General features: G+C 64.3%; 16 protein-coding genes. 10 read left to right on the top strand and 6 right to left on the bottom strand.

All coding sequences use genetic code 11. From position 1 onward, the window contains the following. Positions 1 to 601 precede the first annotated feature (601 nt). On the bottom strand, positions 602 to 1,615 hold the full coding sequence (bmt, locus tag PAA8504_RS07515) for a betaine--homocysteine S-methyltransferase (RefSeq protein ID WP_108893579.1): 1,014 nt from the start codon (positions 1,613 to 1,615) through the stop codon (positions 602 to 604). 92 nt (positions 1,616 to 1,707) lie between these two features. Further along, positions 1,708 to 2,010: an ATPase inhibitor subunit zeta gene (locus PAA8504_RS07510; protein WP_181375731.1), complete on the bottom strand. Its 303-nt coding sequence runs from the start codon at positions 2,008 to 2,010 to the stop codon at positions 1,708 to 1,710. 114 nt (positions 2,011 to 2,124) lie between these two features. Here PAA8504_RS07510 and purC point away from each other — a divergent pair, with 114 nt between their 5' ends. The 7 genes from purC to PAA8504_RS07475 all read left to right on the top strand — a co-directional run bounded on the left by purC (position 2,125) and on the right by PAA8504_RS07475 (position 10,535). Then, the gene (gene purC, locus PAA8504_RS07505; RefSeq protein ID WP_108893577.1) at positions 2,125 to 2,886 is read left to right on the top strand and encodes a phosphoribosylaminoimidazolesuccinocarboxamide synthase; all 762 of its coding nucleotides are present in this window, start codon (positions 2,125 to 2,127) and stop codon (positions 2,884 to 2,886) included. An 11-nt stretch (positions 2,887 to 2,897) separates the two neighbouring features. Continuing rightward, the gene (gene purS, locus PAA8504_RS07500) at positions 2,898 to 3,125 is read left to right on the top strand and encodes a phosphoribosylformylglycinamidine synthase subunit PurS (RefSeq protein ID WP_108893576.1); all 228 of its coding nucleotides are present in this window, start codon (positions 2,898 to 2,900) and stop codon (positions 3,123 to 3,125) included. Next, entirely contained in the window at positions 3,125 to 3,667 is a 543-nt protein-coding gene (locus PAA8504_RS07495) for a 5' nucleotidase, NT5C type (RefSeq protein WP_108893575.1), read from the top strand. Before purS ends, PAA8504_RS07495 begins: the two co-directional genes overlap by 1 nt. Beyond that, a complete protein-coding gene (gene purQ, locus PAA8504_RS07490; RefSeq protein WP_108893574.1) occupies positions 3,664 to 4,332 on the top strand; it encodes a phosphoribosylformylglycinamidine synthase subunit PurQ in 669 nt (222 codons plus the stop codon). Before PAA8504_RS07495 ends, purQ begins: the two co-directional genes overlap by 4 nt. A 37-nt stretch (positions 4,333 to 4,369) precedes the next feature. Continuing rightward, the gene (locus PAA8504_RS07485) at positions 4,370 to 6,124 is read left to right on the top strand and encodes a sensor histidine kinase (protein ID WP_108893573.1); all 1,755 of its coding nucleotides are present in this window, start codon (positions 4,370 to 4,372) and stop codon (positions 6,122 to 6,124) included. A gap of 4 nt (positions 6,125 to 6,128) precedes the next feature. Then, positions 6,129 to 7,460 carry a sigma-54-dependent transcriptional regulator gene (locus tag PAA8504_RS07480; RefSeq protein WP_108893572.1) on the top strand — a complete coding sequence of 444 codons (1,332 nt, stop codon included), beginning with the start codon at positions 6,129 to 6,131 and terminating at the stop codon, positions 7,458 to 7,460. Between the two features lie 378 nt (positions 7,461 to 7,838). Continuing rightward, positions 7,839 to 10,535, top strand: coding sequence for an Rne/Rng family ribonuclease (locus tag PAA8504_RS07475; protein ID WP_108894054.1), 2,697 nt, complete (start codon positions 7,839 to 7,841; stop codon positions 10,533 to 10,535). A gap of 58 nt (positions 10,536 to 10,593) precedes the next feature. On the opposite strand, the gene PAA8504_RS07470 is transcribed toward PAA8504_RS07475, so the two are convergent. Continuing rightward, positions 10,594 to 10,827, bottom strand: a complete 234-nt coding sequence (locus PAA8504_RS07470) for a sulfurtransferase TusA family protein (RefSeq protein ID WP_108893571.1) — start codon at positions 10,825 to 10,827, stop codon at positions 10,594 to 10,596. A 93-nt stretch (positions 10,828 to 10,920) separates the two neighbouring features. On the opposite strand from PAA8504_RS07470, the gene PAA8504_RS07465 reads away from it, so the two are divergent. The 3 genes from PAA8504_RS07465 (at position 10,921) to PAA8504_RS07455 (ending at position 14,310) form a co-directional block, all read left to right on the top strand. Next, on the top strand, positions 10,921 to 11,664 hold the full coding sequence (locus PAA8504_RS07465) for a cytochrome c biogenesis CcdA family protein (RefSeq protein WP_108893570.1): 744 nt from the start codon (positions 10,921 to 10,923) through the stop codon (positions 11,662 to 11,664). Positions 11,665 to 11,725: 61 nt separating this feature from the next. Beyond that, entirely contained in the window at positions 11,726 to 12,967 is a 1,242-nt protein-coding gene (locus PAA8504_RS07460; protein WP_108893569.1) for a hypothetical protein, read from the top strand. After that, positions 12,964 to 14,310, top strand: coding sequence for a cytochrome P450 (locus tag PAA8504_RS07455; RefSeq protein ID WP_108893568.1), 1,347 nt, complete (start codon positions 12,964 to 12,966; stop codon positions 14,308 to 14,310). Before PAA8504_RS07460 ends, PAA8504_RS07455 begins: the two co-directional genes overlap by 4 nt. 17 nt (positions 14,311 to 14,327) lie before the next feature. Here PAA8504_RS07455 and PAA8504_RS07450 read toward each other — a convergent pair whose 3' ends face one another. Genes PAA8504_RS07450 through fumC form a run of 3 tightly spaced genes read right to left on the bottom strand, consistent with a single transcriptional unit; the run spans position 14,328 to position 16,113 of the window. Continuing rightward, positions 14,328 to 14,552, bottom strand: a complete 225-nt coding sequence (locus PAA8504_RS07450) for a ribbon-helix-helix domain-containing protein (RefSeq protein ID WP_108893567.1) — start codon at positions 14,550 to 14,552, stop codon at positions 14,328 to 14,330. Continuing rightward, positions 14,549 to 14,725 carry a DUF4169 family protein gene (locus PAA8504_RS07445; protein ID WP_108893566.1) on the bottom strand — a complete coding sequence of 59 codons (177 nt, stop codon included), beginning with the start codon at positions 14,723 to 14,725 and terminating at the stop codon, positions 14,549 to 14,551. The genes PAA8504_RS07450 and PAA8504_RS07445 overlap by 4 nt, the downstream gene beginning before the upstream one ends. Next, complete coding sequence (gene fumC, locus PAA8504_RS07440; protein WP_108893565.1) at positions 14,722 to 16,113, bottom strand: class II fumarate hydratase; 1,392 nt, start codon at positions 16,111 to 16,113, stop codon at positions 14,722 to 14,724. Before fumC ends, PAA8504_RS07445 begins: the two co-directional genes overlap by 4 nt. Between the last annotated feature and the right edge of the window lie 45 nt (positions 16,114 to 16,158).

Here is a 16,158-nt window from a genome sequence, read left to right as displayed (position 1 = left end):
CGAGGGGCGCTGCCCCTCGCGCTCCCCGGGGTATTTTCACAAGGATGAAGACGGGCTGGAGTCCGGTCGGCGGATGAAGTTCGGGAAGGGCGATGTGGACCGCAGGGGTGAGAGGGTTGGATGGGTGATCCTGCGAGCTTGCGGCCAGATGTACGAACAAAGGTCAGGCTCTTGGAGATTCTTTAGCGCGCGCAGCACTCGCCTGATTGTATGACTGCGATTGACGGGCGGCGTGCTGATTCAGGCTCTCGGTCATGACCGAAGGCGCTATGCGTTCCAGGGCCAGCCCTCCTCATTTTCGGTGACAACTTCGAGTCAGGTGATGGTGTAGTTGCGGCGGATGCCCACCGTTGTTTGGCCGCACGTCGATGTGGCGGCACGTCGGCAATGTGCCTCGAACGCGACGCGGTCGATGAAGCGCTCCTGCACCCGCCAGACTAAGGGGGCTTCCGTTGGCGTGACATCGAAAGACAGGCATCCGGTTCCGCCAAAGTCAGCTGGACGTGTTCCGGCAGAAGTTCCCTCGCGATCTGCGCCTCAGCAGGCGAGGCGCAGACAAGGCTGCCTTACAAGCGAACCTCGCCGCCCCGAAGCGGGTCGTTCACGCCCGGCGGCGGCCGCGGCGTTCGCGCTTGGGCGTGTCGTCCGCACCTGTCCCGTCTTTGGCCGAGGAGAAGCCGCCCAGCTTGGCCTCGATCTCCTCGAGGGTTGGGCGTTCCCCCTTGGAGCGGGTTTCCAGCGACTCGCGCATCGCGCGCAGATGATCGGGCGTGGTGCCGCAGCATCCGCCAATGATCTGCGCCCCGCAGTTGCGAGCCAGTTCGGCATAGTTCGCCATGACCTCGGGCGTTCCGTCGTAATGAATATGCCCCTCGACGTATTTGGGGATCCCGGCATTGCCCTTCGCGATGACGGGGCGGGGAGCACCTGCTTCGGTGAAGCCCAGAACGGTGCGCAGCAGGTCCGACGCGCCGACGCCGCAATTGGCGCCGAAGGCCAGAGGCTGCGGATCGAGCTTGCCGACGATCTTCACCATGTCGCTGCTGGTGGTGCCCATCATCGTGCGCCCCGCGGTGTCGAAAGACATGGTTCCGCACCAGGGCAGGCCGACGCGCGCTGCGGCTTCGGCGGCGGCCTTGTATTCCTCGGGGGCGCTGATCGTCTCGACCCACAGGACGTCGACGCCGCCTTCCTTCAGGCCTTGCGCCTGTTCCTCGAACATCTCGACCGCGATCTCGTGGGTCAGCGCGCCCAGCGGTGCCATGACCTCGCCCGTGGGGCCCATGGAGCCTGCGACAATCACCTTGCGCCCGGACTTGTCGGCAATCTCGCGACCCAGTTCGGCGCCGGCGCGGTTCAGTTCGCGCACCCGGTCCTGTCCGCCATGCAGCTTGAGGCGCGCGGCATTGCCGCCGAAGGTGTTGGTCAGGAACAGGTCCGACCCGGCCTCGACTGGGCCGCGATAGAGGGCGCGGATGTTGTCGGGCTTGTCGACGTTCCAGAATTCCGGGGAATCGCCGGACTGGAGGCCCATGTTGAACAGGTTCGTTCCGGTCGCCCCGTCGGCGAGGATCCAGTCGCGGTCGGACAGCATGTCGGTCAGGGCGTCGGGCATTCGTCTCTCCAGATGGGTCGCGTGTCCATCGCACCGACAGGCACAATGGGCAATTGAGGATCGTTCATGACGATATTGGGCTTGGCCGCAAGTCAGACAATGACTTCGCTGTCCGCCTGCGTCGCGAATTCCTCGGCTTTGCCGCGAATTTCAGCGGTGTCGCGGCCGGTTTCTTCGGCGATGGCGGAAAAGAACGCGTGTTCCCCGCCCGGCTCGTAATCCTTTTTCATCAAGGCCCGCGCCCGGTCGGCGGCGGCGTTCCCGGTCAGATCACCTTCGGCGACGGCCCAGTCGGCCAGAAGCCGGTTGCGCCTGGCGCGGATGCGCAGGCGGTGTTCGGCGTCGCGAGCCCACTTGTGTTCGAACGCGCGTTCGCGGTCATCGAAGATGTGCATGCCTGTCCCTCCGCGGCGCAAGGTAACGGCCCTGCGGGATCGTTCAAGGTGGACTTCTTGCCGGTTCGGCAGGATTGCCATATAGGCGAGGCCTGACACTCCAGAGGATCCGACATGGCGCGCCGCAAGAAGATTTACGAAGGCAAGGCCAAGATCCTGTACGAAGGCCCCGAGCCGGGCACCATCGTGCAGTATTTCAAGGACGACGCTACCGCCTTCAACGCCGAAAAGCGGGCGACGGTCGAGGGCAAGGGCGTCCTGAACAACCGGCTGAGCGAGTTCTTCATGAAGGGCCTCGCGCAGATCGGTGTGCCAACGCATTTCATCAAGCGGCTGAACATGCGCGAGCAGCTGATCCGGCAAGTCGAGATCATCCCACTGGAAGTGATCGTGCGCAATTTCGCCGCCGGTTCGATGTCCACGCGATTGGGGCTGGCCGAGGGGACTGCGCTGCCGCGGCCGATCGTGGAATTCTGCCTCAAGGACGACAAGCTGGGCGATCCCTTTGTCTCGGAAGAGCATATCATGGCCTTCGGATGGGCCACGCAGCAGGATCTGGACGACATGGTCGCGCTGGCACTTCGGGTGAACGACTTCATGTCGGGCATCATGCTGGCAGTCGGTATCAAGCTGGTGGATTTCAAGATCGAGATCGGCCGCGTCTGGGACAATGATTTCATGCGCCTGATCGTCGCCGACGAGATCAGCCCCGACAGCTGTCGCCTTTGGGATATCGAGACCGGTCAGAAGCTGGACAAGGACGTGTTCCGCCGCGACCTGGGCTCGCTGACCGATGCTTACACGGAAGTCGCGCGGCGGCTGGGGGTTCTGCCTACGAACGTCACGCATGCGTCGAAGCCGACGCTGATCAACTGAAGGGGGCGGTCATGAAGGCGCGCGTCATCGTCATGCTGAAGACCGGCGTTCTGGACCCGCAGGGCGAGGCGATCCGCCACGCTCTGGGCGCGATGGGGTTCGACGGGGTCGAAGGCGTGCGGCAGGGCAAGGTGATCGAGCTGGAGCTGGCCGACAGCACGTCCGAGGACGAGATTACCCGGATGTGCGAGCGGCTGCTGGCCAACACGGTGATCGAAAGCTACCGGATCGAGACCTGATGCGCATCGCCATCGACATGGACGAGGTCATGGCCGACACGCATGCGGCCAAGTACGCGTTGTTCGCCGAACGCGGATTCGCCCCTTCGGATGACGAGCTGTCGGGCCGCAAGCTGGCCGACCTGGCCCCGGCCGACATCACGGCCGCGGTCGAGTGCGAGATGCACAAGGGGTTCTTCTTTGCCGATATCGCCCCGATGACGGGCGCGGTGGAGGCGGTGAAGGACCTGACCTCGCGGCACGAGGTCTATGTGGCGACGGCTGCGATGGATTATCCGGCCTCTGTTCCGCACAAGATCGCGTGGCTTGCGCGGCATTTCCCGTTCATCGACCCGCAGAATTACGTCTTCTGCGGAGACAAGGGCATCGTGCGGGCCGACCTTTTGATCGACGACTCGCCCCGGCACTTCACCGGGTTTTCAGGGCAGGGGGTCTGCTTCGAAGCGCTGCACAACCGCGGTGAGGATTGTACCTATCGCCTGTCCGGGTGGGCCGAGGCCGCGGACATGGTCACCCGGATCGAGAAGGACCTGAACCTATGAAGGCTGCGGTCATCGTGTTTCCCGGGTCGAACTGCGACCGAGACCTGAAGACAGCGTTCCAGGCGGCCGGGTTCGACGTATCGATGGTCTGGCACAAGGACGCGACACTGCCCGACGGGGTCGATCTCGTGGGCGTGCCGGGCGGATTTTCCTACGGCGACTACCTGCGTTCGGGCGCGATCGCGGCGCAATCGCCGATCTGCCGTGCGGTGGCGGACCACGCCGTGCGCGGCGGCTATGTTCTGGGGATTTGCAACGGCTTTCAAATTCTGACCGAAACCGGCCTGCTGCCGGGTGCGCTGATGCGCAACCAGCGGATCAAGTATATCTGCCGCACCGTGCCGCTGGTCGTGGGTGAAGGCGATAGTGTCTTCACTTCGGGCTACGAGGCTGGGCAGACGATCCACATTCCCATCGCCCATCACGACGGGAACTACGTCGCGGATGACCAAACGCTTGAACGGATCCGCGCAGAGGGGCGCGTGGCCTTCACCTATGCCGACAATCCTAACGGATCGGTCCACGACATCGCGGGTATCGTCAGCGAGAACGGCCGCGTCCTCGGCATGATGCCCCATCCGGAACGCGCCGCGGATCCGGCGCTGGGGAATACGGACGGTCGGCGGCTCTTTGCCGGGTTGGCCGAGGCGTTCGCCACAGCCTGAGCTTGTTGCTTCCCCGAAACGCCTTTAGTTTAGGCGCGTGGAAGACGTATCGGACATAATCGCGCGCCGTGACAAGCGCCGCCGCTGGGTGCTTCGGTCCGCCGTGGCGCTGGTCTTCTGCGTGACCGTGGCGACGGTCTGGATCAGCAACATCTTCCTGACCGAACGTTTCACCGAATCCACCCGCAACAGGGCCGAGGTGCGGCTGGCGCTGTATTCCGGCAACCTGATGAGTTCATTGCAGCGCGCCAGCGTCGTGCCGCTTCTGCTGTCGCGGGATCCGGCGCTGATCGGCGCGCTCAATTCCAACGATTTCAGCCAGACCACGCAGCGTCTGATCAGCTATGTGGACGAGATCGGAGCGGCGTCTCTGACACTTCTGGACGAGACGGGCCGCGTCGTCGCCGCGACCGATCGCAACCTTCTCGGCGCCAATCGCCAGAACGAGCCGTTCTTCGTCGAGGCGCAACGCTCGGCCGAGACCGTGTTCAACACCACCCGCAACGAAAGCGGGGCCTTCGCCTTCAGCTATTCCCGCCGGGTCGAGATCGACGGCCAGTTGATCGGCGCAATCGTCGTGGGCGTGGCCCTTGGCCAGTTCGAACAAAGCTGGGGCGGATTTTCCGACGCGGTGATGGTCGCCGACAGCGAGGGGCAGATCATCCTCGCGACGGAAAGCCGCTGGCGTGGCCTGACCGAGGAAGAGGCGTTGGCCCGCCGTTCGGCCACCGGCGCGATCCAGCGGGCGATCCAGGCGACGGCAGACTGGACCGTCGTTCCTGTCGATGCCTATGTCGGCGGGGAAGCGGTGATGCGCCAATCCACGCGGATCCCGTTCCAGGGGTGGCGGATGACGTCCTACACCACATATTCCAGCGTCCGCGAACGGGTGAACGGCATCCTCGCCCTGGAAATCATGGGCTTCGCGCTTCTGCTGGCGGCTGGTTCGTTCCTGGTCAGCCGCAAGGCGCTGACGCGTGTGTCCCTGTTCCAGCGCGAGTCGATCGAACTTCGTCGCCTGAACGCGGCCCTTCAACGCGAGGTCGCCGAGCGTGAGAAGGCCGAGAAGAACCTGGAGGTGGCCGAACAGACCGTCGCGCAAACCTCGAAGCTGGCGGTGCTGGGCGAGATGTCGGCCGCGGTCAGTCACGAATTGAACCAGCCCCTGGCGGCGATGAAGACCTATCTTGCCGGCGCGCGCCTTCTGGTACAGCGCAAGCGCCAGGACGAGGCGCTGGCCTCGTTCCACCGCATTGACGACCTGATCGAGCGGATGGGCGCGATCACCCGACAGCTGAAGTCCTATGCCCGAAAAGGCGGTACGGCGGTGGAACCCCTGGACATGCGCGATTGCGTGTCCTCCGCGCTCGCCCTGATGGAGCCGCAGCTGAAGACCCGAAACATCCAGATCGAGCGAGCCGTTCCACACCACCCGGTCCCGGTCATGGCTGACCGCATTCGGGTGGAACAGGTGATCGTGAACCTTCTGCGCAATGCAATAGATGCCACCAGCGAGGTCGAGGGACCCCATATCACCTTGCTTCTATCGGCGGGAGACAACGCAAATCTGACAGTGCGGGACAATGGACACGGGATCAGCGATCTCGAACAGTTGTTCGAGCCGTTCTATACGACCAAGGCACCGGGCGACGGAACGGGATTGGGGCTGGCGATCTCTTCGGGTATCGTCGCTGATCTGGGCGGGCGCCTGACCGCGCGGAACGCCCCCGACGGCGGCGCCGTGTTCGAGATGAAATTGCCCTTGTGGCAGGAAATGCAGGCAGCGGAGTGAACCGATGGCCCACGCCATGAAGATCGCGATCGTCGACGACGAGAAAGACATGCGTCAATCGGTCAGCCAATGGCTGGCCCTTTCGGGCTATGACACCGAGACGTTCCCCAATGCCGAAGAGGCATTGAAGGGGATCGGGGCGGATTACCCGGGGATCGTGATTTCCGACATCAAGATGCCGGGGATGGACGGGATGGCGTTCCTCAAGCGGGTGATGGGGGTCGACAGCGCGCTTCCCGTCATCATGATCACCGGCCACGGCGACGTTCCCATGGCGGTCGAGGCGATGCGTGTCGGCGCGTTCGATTTCCTGGAAAAGCCCTTCGATCCCGAACGGATGAACGAGCTTGCAAAGAAGGCGTCCCATGCGCGGCGACTGACGCTGGACAACCGGGCCTTGCGCCGGGATCTGGGCGATGGCACCGGCATCATGAAGAAGCTGATTGGCGCGTCGCCGGTGATGGAGCGTCTGCGCGAGGACATTTTGGACCTAGGCCAGGCCGACGGGCACGTGCTGATCGACGGCGAGACGGGGACCGGCAAGACCCTGACCGCCCACGCCCTTCACGCGGTAGGTGCGAAAGCCAAGCAGAAGTTCGTCCTGTTCTCCTGCGCGGGGCAGGACGAGGCGACGTTGGCCGAACGTCTGTTCGGGCCCAGCGAGGCAGAAGTGCCGATGATCGAGCAGGCCCGCGGCGGAACGCTGGTGCTGGAGGATATCGACGCGTTACCTGCGGGATTGCAGGCGCGACTTCTGACCTGGATGAACGAGCAGGGGATGCCGGCCGAAACGCGGGTCATCGCCATCTCGAACCTGTCGGAGCAGGGGCGCACGGTTGAAGATGTTCTGCGCCCCGACCTCTATTATCGGCTGGCGGCGATGAAGATCACGCTGCCGCCGCTCCGGGCGCGGGGCGAAGATATCCTGACCCTGTTCACCCGTTTTGCAGAGCAGGCGGCCGAGGATTATGGCGGCGAGGCGCCGGAACTTTCGGCGCAGGAGGCTGCGCAGCTTCTGCAGGCACCGTGGCCGGGCAATATCCGTCAGCTCGTCAACGTCGCCGAACGCGCCGCAATGCAGAATAGACGCGGCACGGGGACCATCAGCTCGCTTCTTATGGCGAACGAGGACGAGGGCGACCCTGGCATGACGACCGAGGGGAAGCCCCTGAAGGAGTATGTCGAGGCGTTCGAGCGCATGCTGATCGACAACACCATGCGCCGTCATCGGGGGTCGATCGTGTCGGTGATGGAAGAACTCTGCCTGCCGCGCCGCACGCTGAACGAAAAGATGGCCAAATACGGGCTTAGCCGGTCGGATTACCTGTCAAGCTGACGAACAGGTCAGAATTGCATTGTCATTCCCCGGCTTTCCCCCCTATGCTTATGGGATCGAGCTTGTGTATGGCGAATGCCTCACACAACTTGAGGTTGATTTCGCTGACGGCGACCCACGCATTGGGGCCGGTCAGACAGATCGTAACCCGGTCCCGCCGTCGGTGGTCCGGGCCCCGTTCATTGGTGCGGCACTCGACCGCGCCGGAGTAAAAACAGCGATGCGACGCGCGAATTTGACAACCAACCTCCGCCTCCTGCCTCCCGCAGGACGAGGTCGGTCTGCCGCGCATGCGCACGCGCCTTTCAAACGCGCATCCCGACATACCGTGATCAGCCCGCCCGGGCGTCCGGCGGCATGCGCGCGGATACGGAATACATGGCCAAGAAAATGCTCATCGACGCCACCCACGCGGAGGAAACCCGCGTCGTGGTGGTGGACGGAAACAAGGTCGAGGAATTCGACTTCGAATCCGAGAACAAGCGACAAATCTCGGGAAATATCTATCTAGCCAAGGTCACGCGGATCGAGCCGTCGCTTCAGGCGGCCTTCGTGGATTACGGCGGAAACCGCCACGGTTTCCTGGCATTCTCGGAAATTCACCCCGACTATTACCAGATTCCCATCGCAGACCGGCAGGCCCTCCTCGAGGAGGAGCAGGCCGAAGCCGACGCGGAGGCCGCCAAGGGCGATGACGCCGACGCCCCTGACGAGGTGCAGAAGCCCAAGCGTCGATCACGTTCGCGCAGCCGTTCCAAGGCGGCGGGGACCGAGACGTCCGATGCCATCGAAACCTCGGACGAGATCGACCCGGACAGCGTCGCCGCCGCCCAGACGGCCGAGATCGTGTCGGATATTCCCGGCATGGATGTCGTGGACGTGCAGGACACCGATGCCGAAGGGGATCCGCGCGAGGATCACGACGACGAGCCTGCGCCCTATGTCGCCGCCGACGATGCCTCCGAGCGGGACGAGACGATCGAGTCTGTGGCAGATGACGATGTCGCCGACGAGATGCGCCCGCGCCGCAAACCGCGAGCGAAGAAGTACAAGATCCAGGAAGTCATCAAGGTTCGGCAGATCCTTCTGGTACAGGTCGTCAAGGAAGAACGCGGCAACAAAGGCGCGGCACTGACCACCTACCTGTCGCTGGCCGGCCGTTACTGTGTGCTGATGCCCAACACCGCGCGCGGCGGCGGGATCAGCCGCAAGATCACGAATGCCGTCGACCGCAAGAAGCTGAAGGAAATCGCGACCTCCATCGACGTGCCCAGGGGCGCAGGCCTGATCATCCGGACCGCCGGCGCCAAGCGCACCAAAACCGAGATCAAGCGCGACTACGAGTACCTCCAGCGTATGTGGGAGCAGATTCGCGAGCTGACGCTGAAATCCGTTGCACCCGCGCCGATCTACGAAGAGGGCGACTTGATCAAGCGTTCGATCCGGGACCTGTATAACCGCGAGATCGACGAGGTCTGGGTCGAGGGCGAGCTGGGCTATCGGACCGCCAAGGACTTCATGAAGATGATCATGCCGTCCCATGCGCGCAACGTGAAGCACTATGTCGATCCGCTGCCCCTGTTCGCGCGGCATCAGGTGGAATCCTACCTCGGCGCGATGTTCAACCCGACCGTGCAGCTGCCCTCCGGCGGCTATATCGTGATCGGTGTGACGGAAGCACTTGTGGCCGTCGACGTGAACTCCGGCAAGGCGACCAAGGAGGGCTCGATCGAGGAGACCGCCTACAAGACGAACATGGAGGCCGCCGAGGAGGTGGCGCGTCAGTTGCGCCTGCGCGACCTGGCCGGTCTGATCGTGATCGATTTCATCGACATGGAAGACCGCAAGCACAACGCGAATGTCGAAAAGCACTTCAAGGACAAGCTGAAAACCGACCGCGCCCGCATCCAGGTGGGCAAGATCAGCGGTTTCGGCCTGCTGGAGATGTCGCGTCAGCGGCTGCGTCCGGGGATGCTCGAGGCGACGACTCAGCCTTGCCCGCATTGCCACGGCACCGGCTTGCTGCGGTCGGACGACAACGTGGCCCTGGCCATCATTCGCCAGCTTGAAGAGGAAGGGACCCGCAAGAAGTCCAAGGAAGTCTGCGTCACTGTCCCCGTGGCCATCTGCAACTATCTGATGAACCACAAGCGCGAGCATATCGCGCTGATCGAGGCGCGGTACGGCATGGCCGTCCGGCTGGAGGCCGATCCCACGTTGATCAGCCCCGATTTCCGGATCGACAAGCTCAAGCATCAGACCACCCGCGTGGTCGAGCAGACGGCCGCGATCACCTCGACCATGATCATGGAAGATCCCGAGGACGAGGTGCTGCCCGAACCCGACGAGGCCGAAGCCCCACCCGCGCCGGACACGCCAGACACTTCCGAAGCTCCGGAAACCCGGGACGAGGGTGAGGACGACAAGCCGAAGAAGAAACGCCGCCGCAGGCGGCGTCGGCGGGGCGGCAAGGAGAACGGATCGGACGGCGATCAGGACAATGGTCAGAACGGGTCCTACGAGGTCGATGACTCGAAGTCCGACGATGATGGTGGTGACGACAGCGACGCCGATGATGGTGACGCGTCGAAGGACGAGGGGGGAGAGAAGAAGCCCTCTCGCCGGCGGTCCCGGTCGCGCAGTCGCAAGAAGCCTGCTGACGATCAGGAGGAGGTGACCCCCGAGATCGCCAGCCCCGTAAGCAAGGCGGTAGAGGCCGAAATCACCGAGGACGCGCCAATTGCACCGCCGGCCGATGACGCACCGTCCGAAGCGCCCCTGACGGTGCCAGAAGAAGCTGCGTCCGAGGCCGAGTCCCCCCGTTCCGAAGCCCCGGAACCGTCCGAGGTTGTCACGTCGGAGCGGACCGAGCCTGCCGTTGCGAGTGCGTCCGAACCGGAGTCGGCCCCGGTTGAAGCATCTTCCCCCGTCGACCACGACGTGTCCGAGCAAGTGGCCGAAAGCGCACCGATCGCACCGCCCGTCCCCGAAGAGGACGAAGAACCTGAAATGGCGGAAGCCGACGGTCGCGACCCGAAGCCCAAGCGCCGCGGCTGGTGGTCGTTGCGCAAGTAATCGTATCGGGGGCGGACCAAGTTCGCCCCCGATTTTTCGTCGCGTCAAGGTGTCGGTATCAGGTCGCTTTGCGGATGTAGTAGGTTGCGACGCCGGCGTCTGTCTCTGTCCGGCTCAGCATCGTATGCCCGGCCTCTGCACAGAAATGCGGGACGTCCACAACCGCGGCGGGGTCGTCCGCCCGCATCCGAAGGATCTGACCGGGCGACAGCGTCTGCAAACGCTTTCGCGCCTTCAGAACGGGCAGGGGGCAAAGCAGCCCGGTGGCGTCGAGGTCGGCGTCATATTCCATGCGGTGGGTATCGCTCGCATGTTTCGACTTGTCCACGCCGATGTGACATCGCTTCCCCCGTGACCCCGGGGTCGTACCGCGCTACGAGGGGGCATGATCGGCATCGACATCCTGGACGCGGGGCTTCTGCCCGCCATGCTCATCGCGCTTGCCGCGGGTCTTCTGTCTTTTCTCAGCCCGTGTGTTCTGCCCATCGTGCCACCTTATCTGGCCTATATGGGTGGCGTGACTCTGAACGACCCCACGGCCAACACGCGCCGTGCGATATTGCCGGCGGTCTTCTTTGTGATGGGGCTGTCGACGGTCTTCTTGCTTCTGGGGTTCACGGCTTCGGCGTTCGGGGCGTTCTTCCTGCAATATCAACAGCTCTTCGCCCGTATTTCAGGTGTCGTTGTCATCATCTTCGGCCTGCATTTCTTGAATGTGTTCCGCATTCCGATGCTTGATCGCGAAGCCCGGCTGGATGCGGGGGACCGCGGTGGATCGGCGCTTGGGGCCTATGTGCTGGGCTTGGCGTTCGCATTCGGATGGACGCCCTGCATCGGGCCGCAGCTGGGCGCGATCCTCAGTCTCGCGGCGTCCGAGGCCAGCGTGACACGCGGCACGGCGCTTTTGGCGGTCTATGCGGCTGGCTTGGGGATTCCGTTCCTTCTGACCGCGCTGTTCCTGCAACGCGCGACGGGCGTGATGAATCGGCTCAAGCGCCATATGGGCCTGATCGAGAAAATCATGGGGGCGCTTTTGCTGATCGTCGGTCTGGCCCTTCTGACGGGCGCGTTCTCGGCGTTCTCGTACTGGCTGCTCGAGACGTTCCCGGCCCTCGCCCGATTGGGGTAGCGGCTTATTTCCGTCGAATTCTCGGGTTAGTCCGGGCCATCGAAATGTCGAAAGGGCAGACATGGCCACGCGACAGGTCAGGACACGGCGGGTCTTCTACATCCCGGGCTATGACCCGATCCATCCCCGTCGGTACCGTGAGCTGTACCGCAAGGAGGGGGCCGCCCAGGCCGTTTTGCGCGGGTACGACATCGCGTTGAAGCCACGCAAGGGGGCCCGCTATGGCTGGTCTGTCGACGCCCGGATCGAGGGGGCTGAGACCCGCGCCGAGGTCGAGGTTTTGGTCTGGTCCGATATCGTGCGCGAAAGCATGGGCGCAGGCATTGTCCAGACCTACACCCAGATGCTCCAGACGGCCTCGACCTATATCGGGACCGGCGCACTGGCGCGACTGTTCCGCCTGCGCAAGGGGCCGGTGATCGCAGCGCTTTACCCCGTGGCGGCGTTGCTGTTGCAGCTTCTTGCGGCGATCGTCGTCGGATGGCTGGCAAGCGGTCTGAGCGCGACGGCTCTGGCCATGATCGGAACGCCGCCCCTCCTATCGGGCCTGGCGGCGGGGATCGTGTTCTGTGTGGTCGCGTTGATCAGCCTGCGCTGGTTCAAGCGCCACGACGGAAAGTTCTTCGCCTATTACCTGATGCACGACTACGCCTTCTCTGCCCGGTGGGGCGGCGCCAATCCTGAGGCGCTCGAGGTTCGGATGTCCGAGTTCGGGCAAGCCATCGCATCCGCGCTGGCCGAGGATGTCGACGAGGTTCTGGTGGTCGGCCATTCCTCGGGCGCGCATCTCGGGGTTTCGGTGCTTGCCGATCTGATCCGCGCGGGCAAGGTTCCGGCGAACGGGCCGCGCCTGTCGTTCCTGTCTTTGGGGCAGGTGGTTCCGATGATGTCTTTCCTGCCCAAAGCTCATCGCCTCAGGTCCGATTTGCGACTTCTGGGCGGGACGACGGCGCTGGACTGGGTCGATGTGACCGCCCCGGGCGACGGATGCGCCTTTGCGCTGTGCGATCCGGTGGCGGTCACCGGCGTCGCAGGCCCCGACCGCACCGGCCCGCTGGTCCTGTCGGCCGCGTTCACCCAGACCTTGCGCCCCGAGACGTGGAACGCCCTGCGCTGGCGGTTCTTCCGGGTGCACTTCCAGTACCTGTGCGCCTTCGACAATCTGCCGGACGCGTCCGATGCCTACGACTACTTCGCCGTGACCGCGGGGCCGCAGACCCTGGGGGAGCGGTTTGAAACGCGCCGTCCGTCAGGCTCGCTGATCGACCGGCCGCTGTCGCGCTATACCTCGACGGCCGCATGATCCCACCCAAACCGCCCGCACGGCCGGACCGGGTTTCGCTGCTGCGCTACCTCCGCCTGTTCCGCGCCGACATTCTGTCAGCCCAGCCGGCGCGCCTCTACCGGGCCTGGATGGCCGAGTTCCGCACGCCGTTCTTCCGCTCATTCCTTGCCAACGATCCCGCGCTTGTCCGTTTGGTTCTGAAGGATCGCCCCATGGATTTCCCGAAATCCGATCGCATCGGCGAAGGCTTGCGCCCCCTTCTGGGGCGATCGGTCTTCCTGACGAACGGGGCCGAATGGCAGCGCCAGCGCCGGCTGATCGACCCCGCTTTCGAGGGGGGGCGTCTGCGCGACACGTTCCCGGCGATGATCGACGCCGCGCGCGCCATGGCCGCGCGACTGCCGGAAGGCCCGGTGGAGATCGAGGCCGAGGCCAGTCACGCCGCCGCCGACGTGATCTTTCGAACGCTGTTCTCGATCCCCATCGAACATGAAACCGCGCGCGCTGTGTTCGAGGAGTTCCGCACCTATCAGCGCACCCAACCGATCCTGAACCTGGCGGCCTTCATCCCGCTTCCGCGCTGGGTGCCCCGGCTGCATCGCCGAAGCACGCTGCAATCTGCCCGCAAGATCCGCGCGTTGATCGAGGGGTTGGTCAGCGACCGGCAAGCCTTAATCCAGAAAGGCCACGCGCCGGACGATCTGGCGACGAAGATCCTGACGGCCCGCGATCCCGAGACAGGTCACGCATTCGACCGGGACGAGATGGTGGATCAGGTCGCAATCTTCTTCTTGGCGGGGCACGAGACGTCTGCTTCAGCGCTGGGATGGACTTTGTACCTGTTGGCGACACACACGGACTGGCAGGACCGCGTGGCTGCCGAGGCGAGGGCCTTTATGAATGCCCCCGATTTCGCAGCCCTGTCGCGATTGCGCGCCACAAGGGACGTGTTTCGAGAAGCGCTGCGCCTCTATCCTCCGGTGCCGATGATGGTGCGAGAAACAGTGCAACGTGAAACGCTGCGAGGCCGACCGGCCCGCAAGGGGGACCAAATCGTGTTGAGCCCCTGGCATCTTCATCGCCAGACCCGCCTTTGGAACAATCCCGACGGGTTCGATCCCGCGCGCTGGCAGACGGAGAACGGGAAGGCTTGTGCGCGCGAGGCGTATATTCCGTTCTCGGCCGGACCCCGGGTGTGCACCGGCGCGGGATTCGCGATGGCGGAGGGGGTGATCCTGCTGGCCGCGGTTCTGGCCGCGTATCGTATCCGCCCGGTCGACGGCCGGGTGCCCGTGCCGCAGGCCCATCTGACGGTGCGCGCGAAAGATGGCATCTGGCTCGAATTGTCATCCCGCAGCTGATGGCGCGCACATGAAGGCTAGGGGTTATCGCCCATGACCCGGGTCAGGATGTAGACCCGGATGGCCGAGGCCAGACCGACCTCGGGATCGCGCGCGGCATCGATTTCGGCCGCCAGATCGTTGATCGGGCGACTGTCCTCGGCCGCGATCTGCCGGAACACCCGCCAGAACGAGTCTTCCAGCGAGACCGAGGTGCGATGCCCCCGCAGCGTCAGCGACCGCTTATGCGGCCGGCCGGTCATTTCTCGATCTTGTGGGCGTCGACGGTGCGACGCGTCTTGCCGTCTGCTGCTTTTTGGGCCGCACGTTCCGCCTTGGTCCGGCCGAACTTCGCGACGTTTGCGTCGGCCTTCTGCCGCGCCTCGACCCGCGCGCGGTCCTTGCGCGCGCGGTTAAGGTTCACGGGCGTGCTCATTTCGGGCCGATCATCTTTTCCGGCCGCACGGCTTCTTTGAACTCGGCCTCGGTGACGAAACCCAAAGCCACGGCCTCGTCCTTCAGGGTCGTGCCGTTCTTGTGGGCGGTCTTGGCCACCGTGGTCGCGTTGTCATACCCGATCTTCGGCGCGAGGGCCGTGACCAGCATCAGCGACTCGCGCATCAGCTTCTCGATCCGGTCCTCGTCAGCGCGGATGCCGGCGACGCAGTTGTCGGTGAAGGCCTCGGACGCGTCACCTAGAAGTTGCATTGATTGCAACACGTTGTAGGCGATCATCGGCTTGAAGACGTTCAGCTCGAACTGACCCTGGCTTCCGGCAAAGCCCACGGCCGCGTCGTTACCCATCACGTGGGCGCAGACCTGGGTCATCGCCTCGACCTGCGTCGGGTTCACCTTGCCCGGCATGATCGAGCTGCCGGGCTCGTTTTCGGGCAGCATCAGCTCGCCCAGACCGCAACGGGGACCGGAGCCCAGCAGACGGATGTCGTTGGCGATCTTGTAGCACGACGCCGCGACGGTCTTCAGGGCGCCGGACATCTCGACCATGGCGTCGTGGCTGGCCAGCGCCTCGAACTTGTTGGGGGCGGTGACGAAGGGCAGGTCGGCGATCTTCGCCATGTTGGACGCGACCTGTTCACCCCAGCCGTGGGACGTATTCAGGCCGGTGCCGACGGCGGTGCCGCCCTGCGCCAGCTCGTAGATGCGGGGCAGGGCGCCTTTAACCCGTTCGATCCCCATGCGGATCTGGTGGGCATAGCCACCGAATTCCTGGCCCAGCGTCAGGGGCGTGGCGTCCATTGTGTGGGTGCGGCCGATCTTGATGATCTCGGCAAAGTGCTCGGCCTTCGTCTCCAGCGCAACGGCCAGCTTCTCAAGCCCCGGCAGCAGGACATCCCGCGCGGTCGTGGCGGTGGCGATGTGCATGGCCGTCGGGAACGTGTCGTTCGAAGACTGACCCATGTTGCAGTGATCGTTCGGGTGAACCGGGTCCTTGGAGCCGATCTTGCCGCCCAGCATCTCGATCGCGCGGTTGGCAATGACCTCGTTGGCGTTCATGTTCGACTGGGTGCCCGAACCGGTCTGCCACACGACCAACGGGAAATTGTCATCCAGCTTGCCGTCCACGACCTCGCCGGCCGCGTCGATGATCGCGTCGGCGATCTTCGCGTCCAGCTTGCCGTTTTCCTTGTTCGCCTGCGCACAGGCCTTCTTGATGACGCCCAGGGCCCGTACGATGGCGACAGGCTGCTTTTCCCAGCCGATGGGGAAGTTCAGGATCGACCGCTGGGTCTGGGCACCCCAATACTTGTCGGCAGGAACTTCGAGCGGCCCGAAGCTGTCGGTTTCGGTGCGGGTATTGGTCATCCTTGTCCCCCTCGTTCCGGATCGGGGCGACACATCGCACGGCCC

This window comes from Palleronia abyssalis, assembly GCF_900302445.1.
GTDB lineage: Bacteria > Pseudomonadota > Alphaproteobacteria > Rhodobacterales > Rhodobacteraceae > Palleronia > Palleronia abyssalis.
Note: the sequence above shows the minus strand (reverse complement) of the source record. Positions and strands in the feature narration are given on the sequence as shown.

Coding starts and splice junctions, on each gene's coding strand:
- bmt (WP_108893579.1), bottom strand. CDS start 1,615: ATGCCCGACGCCCTGACCGACATGCTGTCCGACCGCGACTGGATCCTC.
- PAA8504_RS07510 (WP_181375731.1), bottom strand. CDS start 2,010: ATGCACATCTTCGATGACCGCGAACGCGCGTTCGAACACAAGTGGGCT.
- purC (WP_108893577.1), top strand. CDS start 2,125: ATGGCGCGCCGCAAGAAGATTTACGAAGGCAAGGCCAAGATCCTGTAC.
- purS (WP_108893576.1), top strand. CDS start 2,898: ATGAAGGCGCGCGTCATCGTCATGCTGAAGACCGGCGTTCTGGACCCG.
- PAA8504_RS07495 (WP_108893575.1), top strand. CDS start 3,125: ATGCGCATCGCCATCGACATGGACGAGGTCATGGCCGACACGCATGCG.
- purQ (WP_108893574.1), top strand. CDS start 3,664: ATGAAGGCTGCGGTCATCGTGTTTCCCGGGTCGAACTGCGACCGAGAC.
- PAA8504_RS07480 (WP_108893572.1), top strand. CDS start 6,129: ATGGCCCACGCCATGAAGATCGCGATCGTCGACGACGAGAAAGACATG.
- PAA8504_RS07475 (WP_108894054.1), top strand. CDS start 7,839: ATGGCCAAGAAAATGCTCATCGACGCCACCCACGCGGAGGAAACCCGC.
- PAA8504_RS07470 (WP_108893571.1), bottom strand. CDS start 10,827: ATGGAATATGACGCCGACCTCGACGCCACCGGGCTGCTTTGCCCCCTG.
- PAA8504_RS07465 (WP_108893570.1), top strand. CDS start 10,921: ATGATCGGCATCGACATCCTGGACGCGGGGCTTCTGCCCGCCATGCTC.
- PAA8504_RS07460 (WP_108893569.1), top strand. CDS start 11,726: ATGGCCACGCGACAGGTCAGGACACGGCGGGTCTTCTACATCCCGGGC.
- PAA8504_RS07455 (WP_108893568.1), top strand. CDS start 12,964: ATGATCCCACCCAAACCGCCCGCACGGCCGGACCGGGTTTCGCTGCTG.
- PAA8504_RS07450 (WP_108893567.1), bottom strand. CDS start 14,552: ATGACCGGCCGGCCGCATAAGCGGTCGCTGACGCTGCGGGGGCATCGC.
- PAA8504_RS07445 (WP_108893566.1), bottom strand. CDS start 14,725: ATGAGCACGCCCGTGAACCTTAACCGCGCGCGCAAGGACCGCGCGCGG.
- fumC (WP_108893565.1), bottom strand. CDS start 16,113: ATGACCAATACCCGCACCGAAACCGACAGCTTCGGGCCGCTCGAAGTT.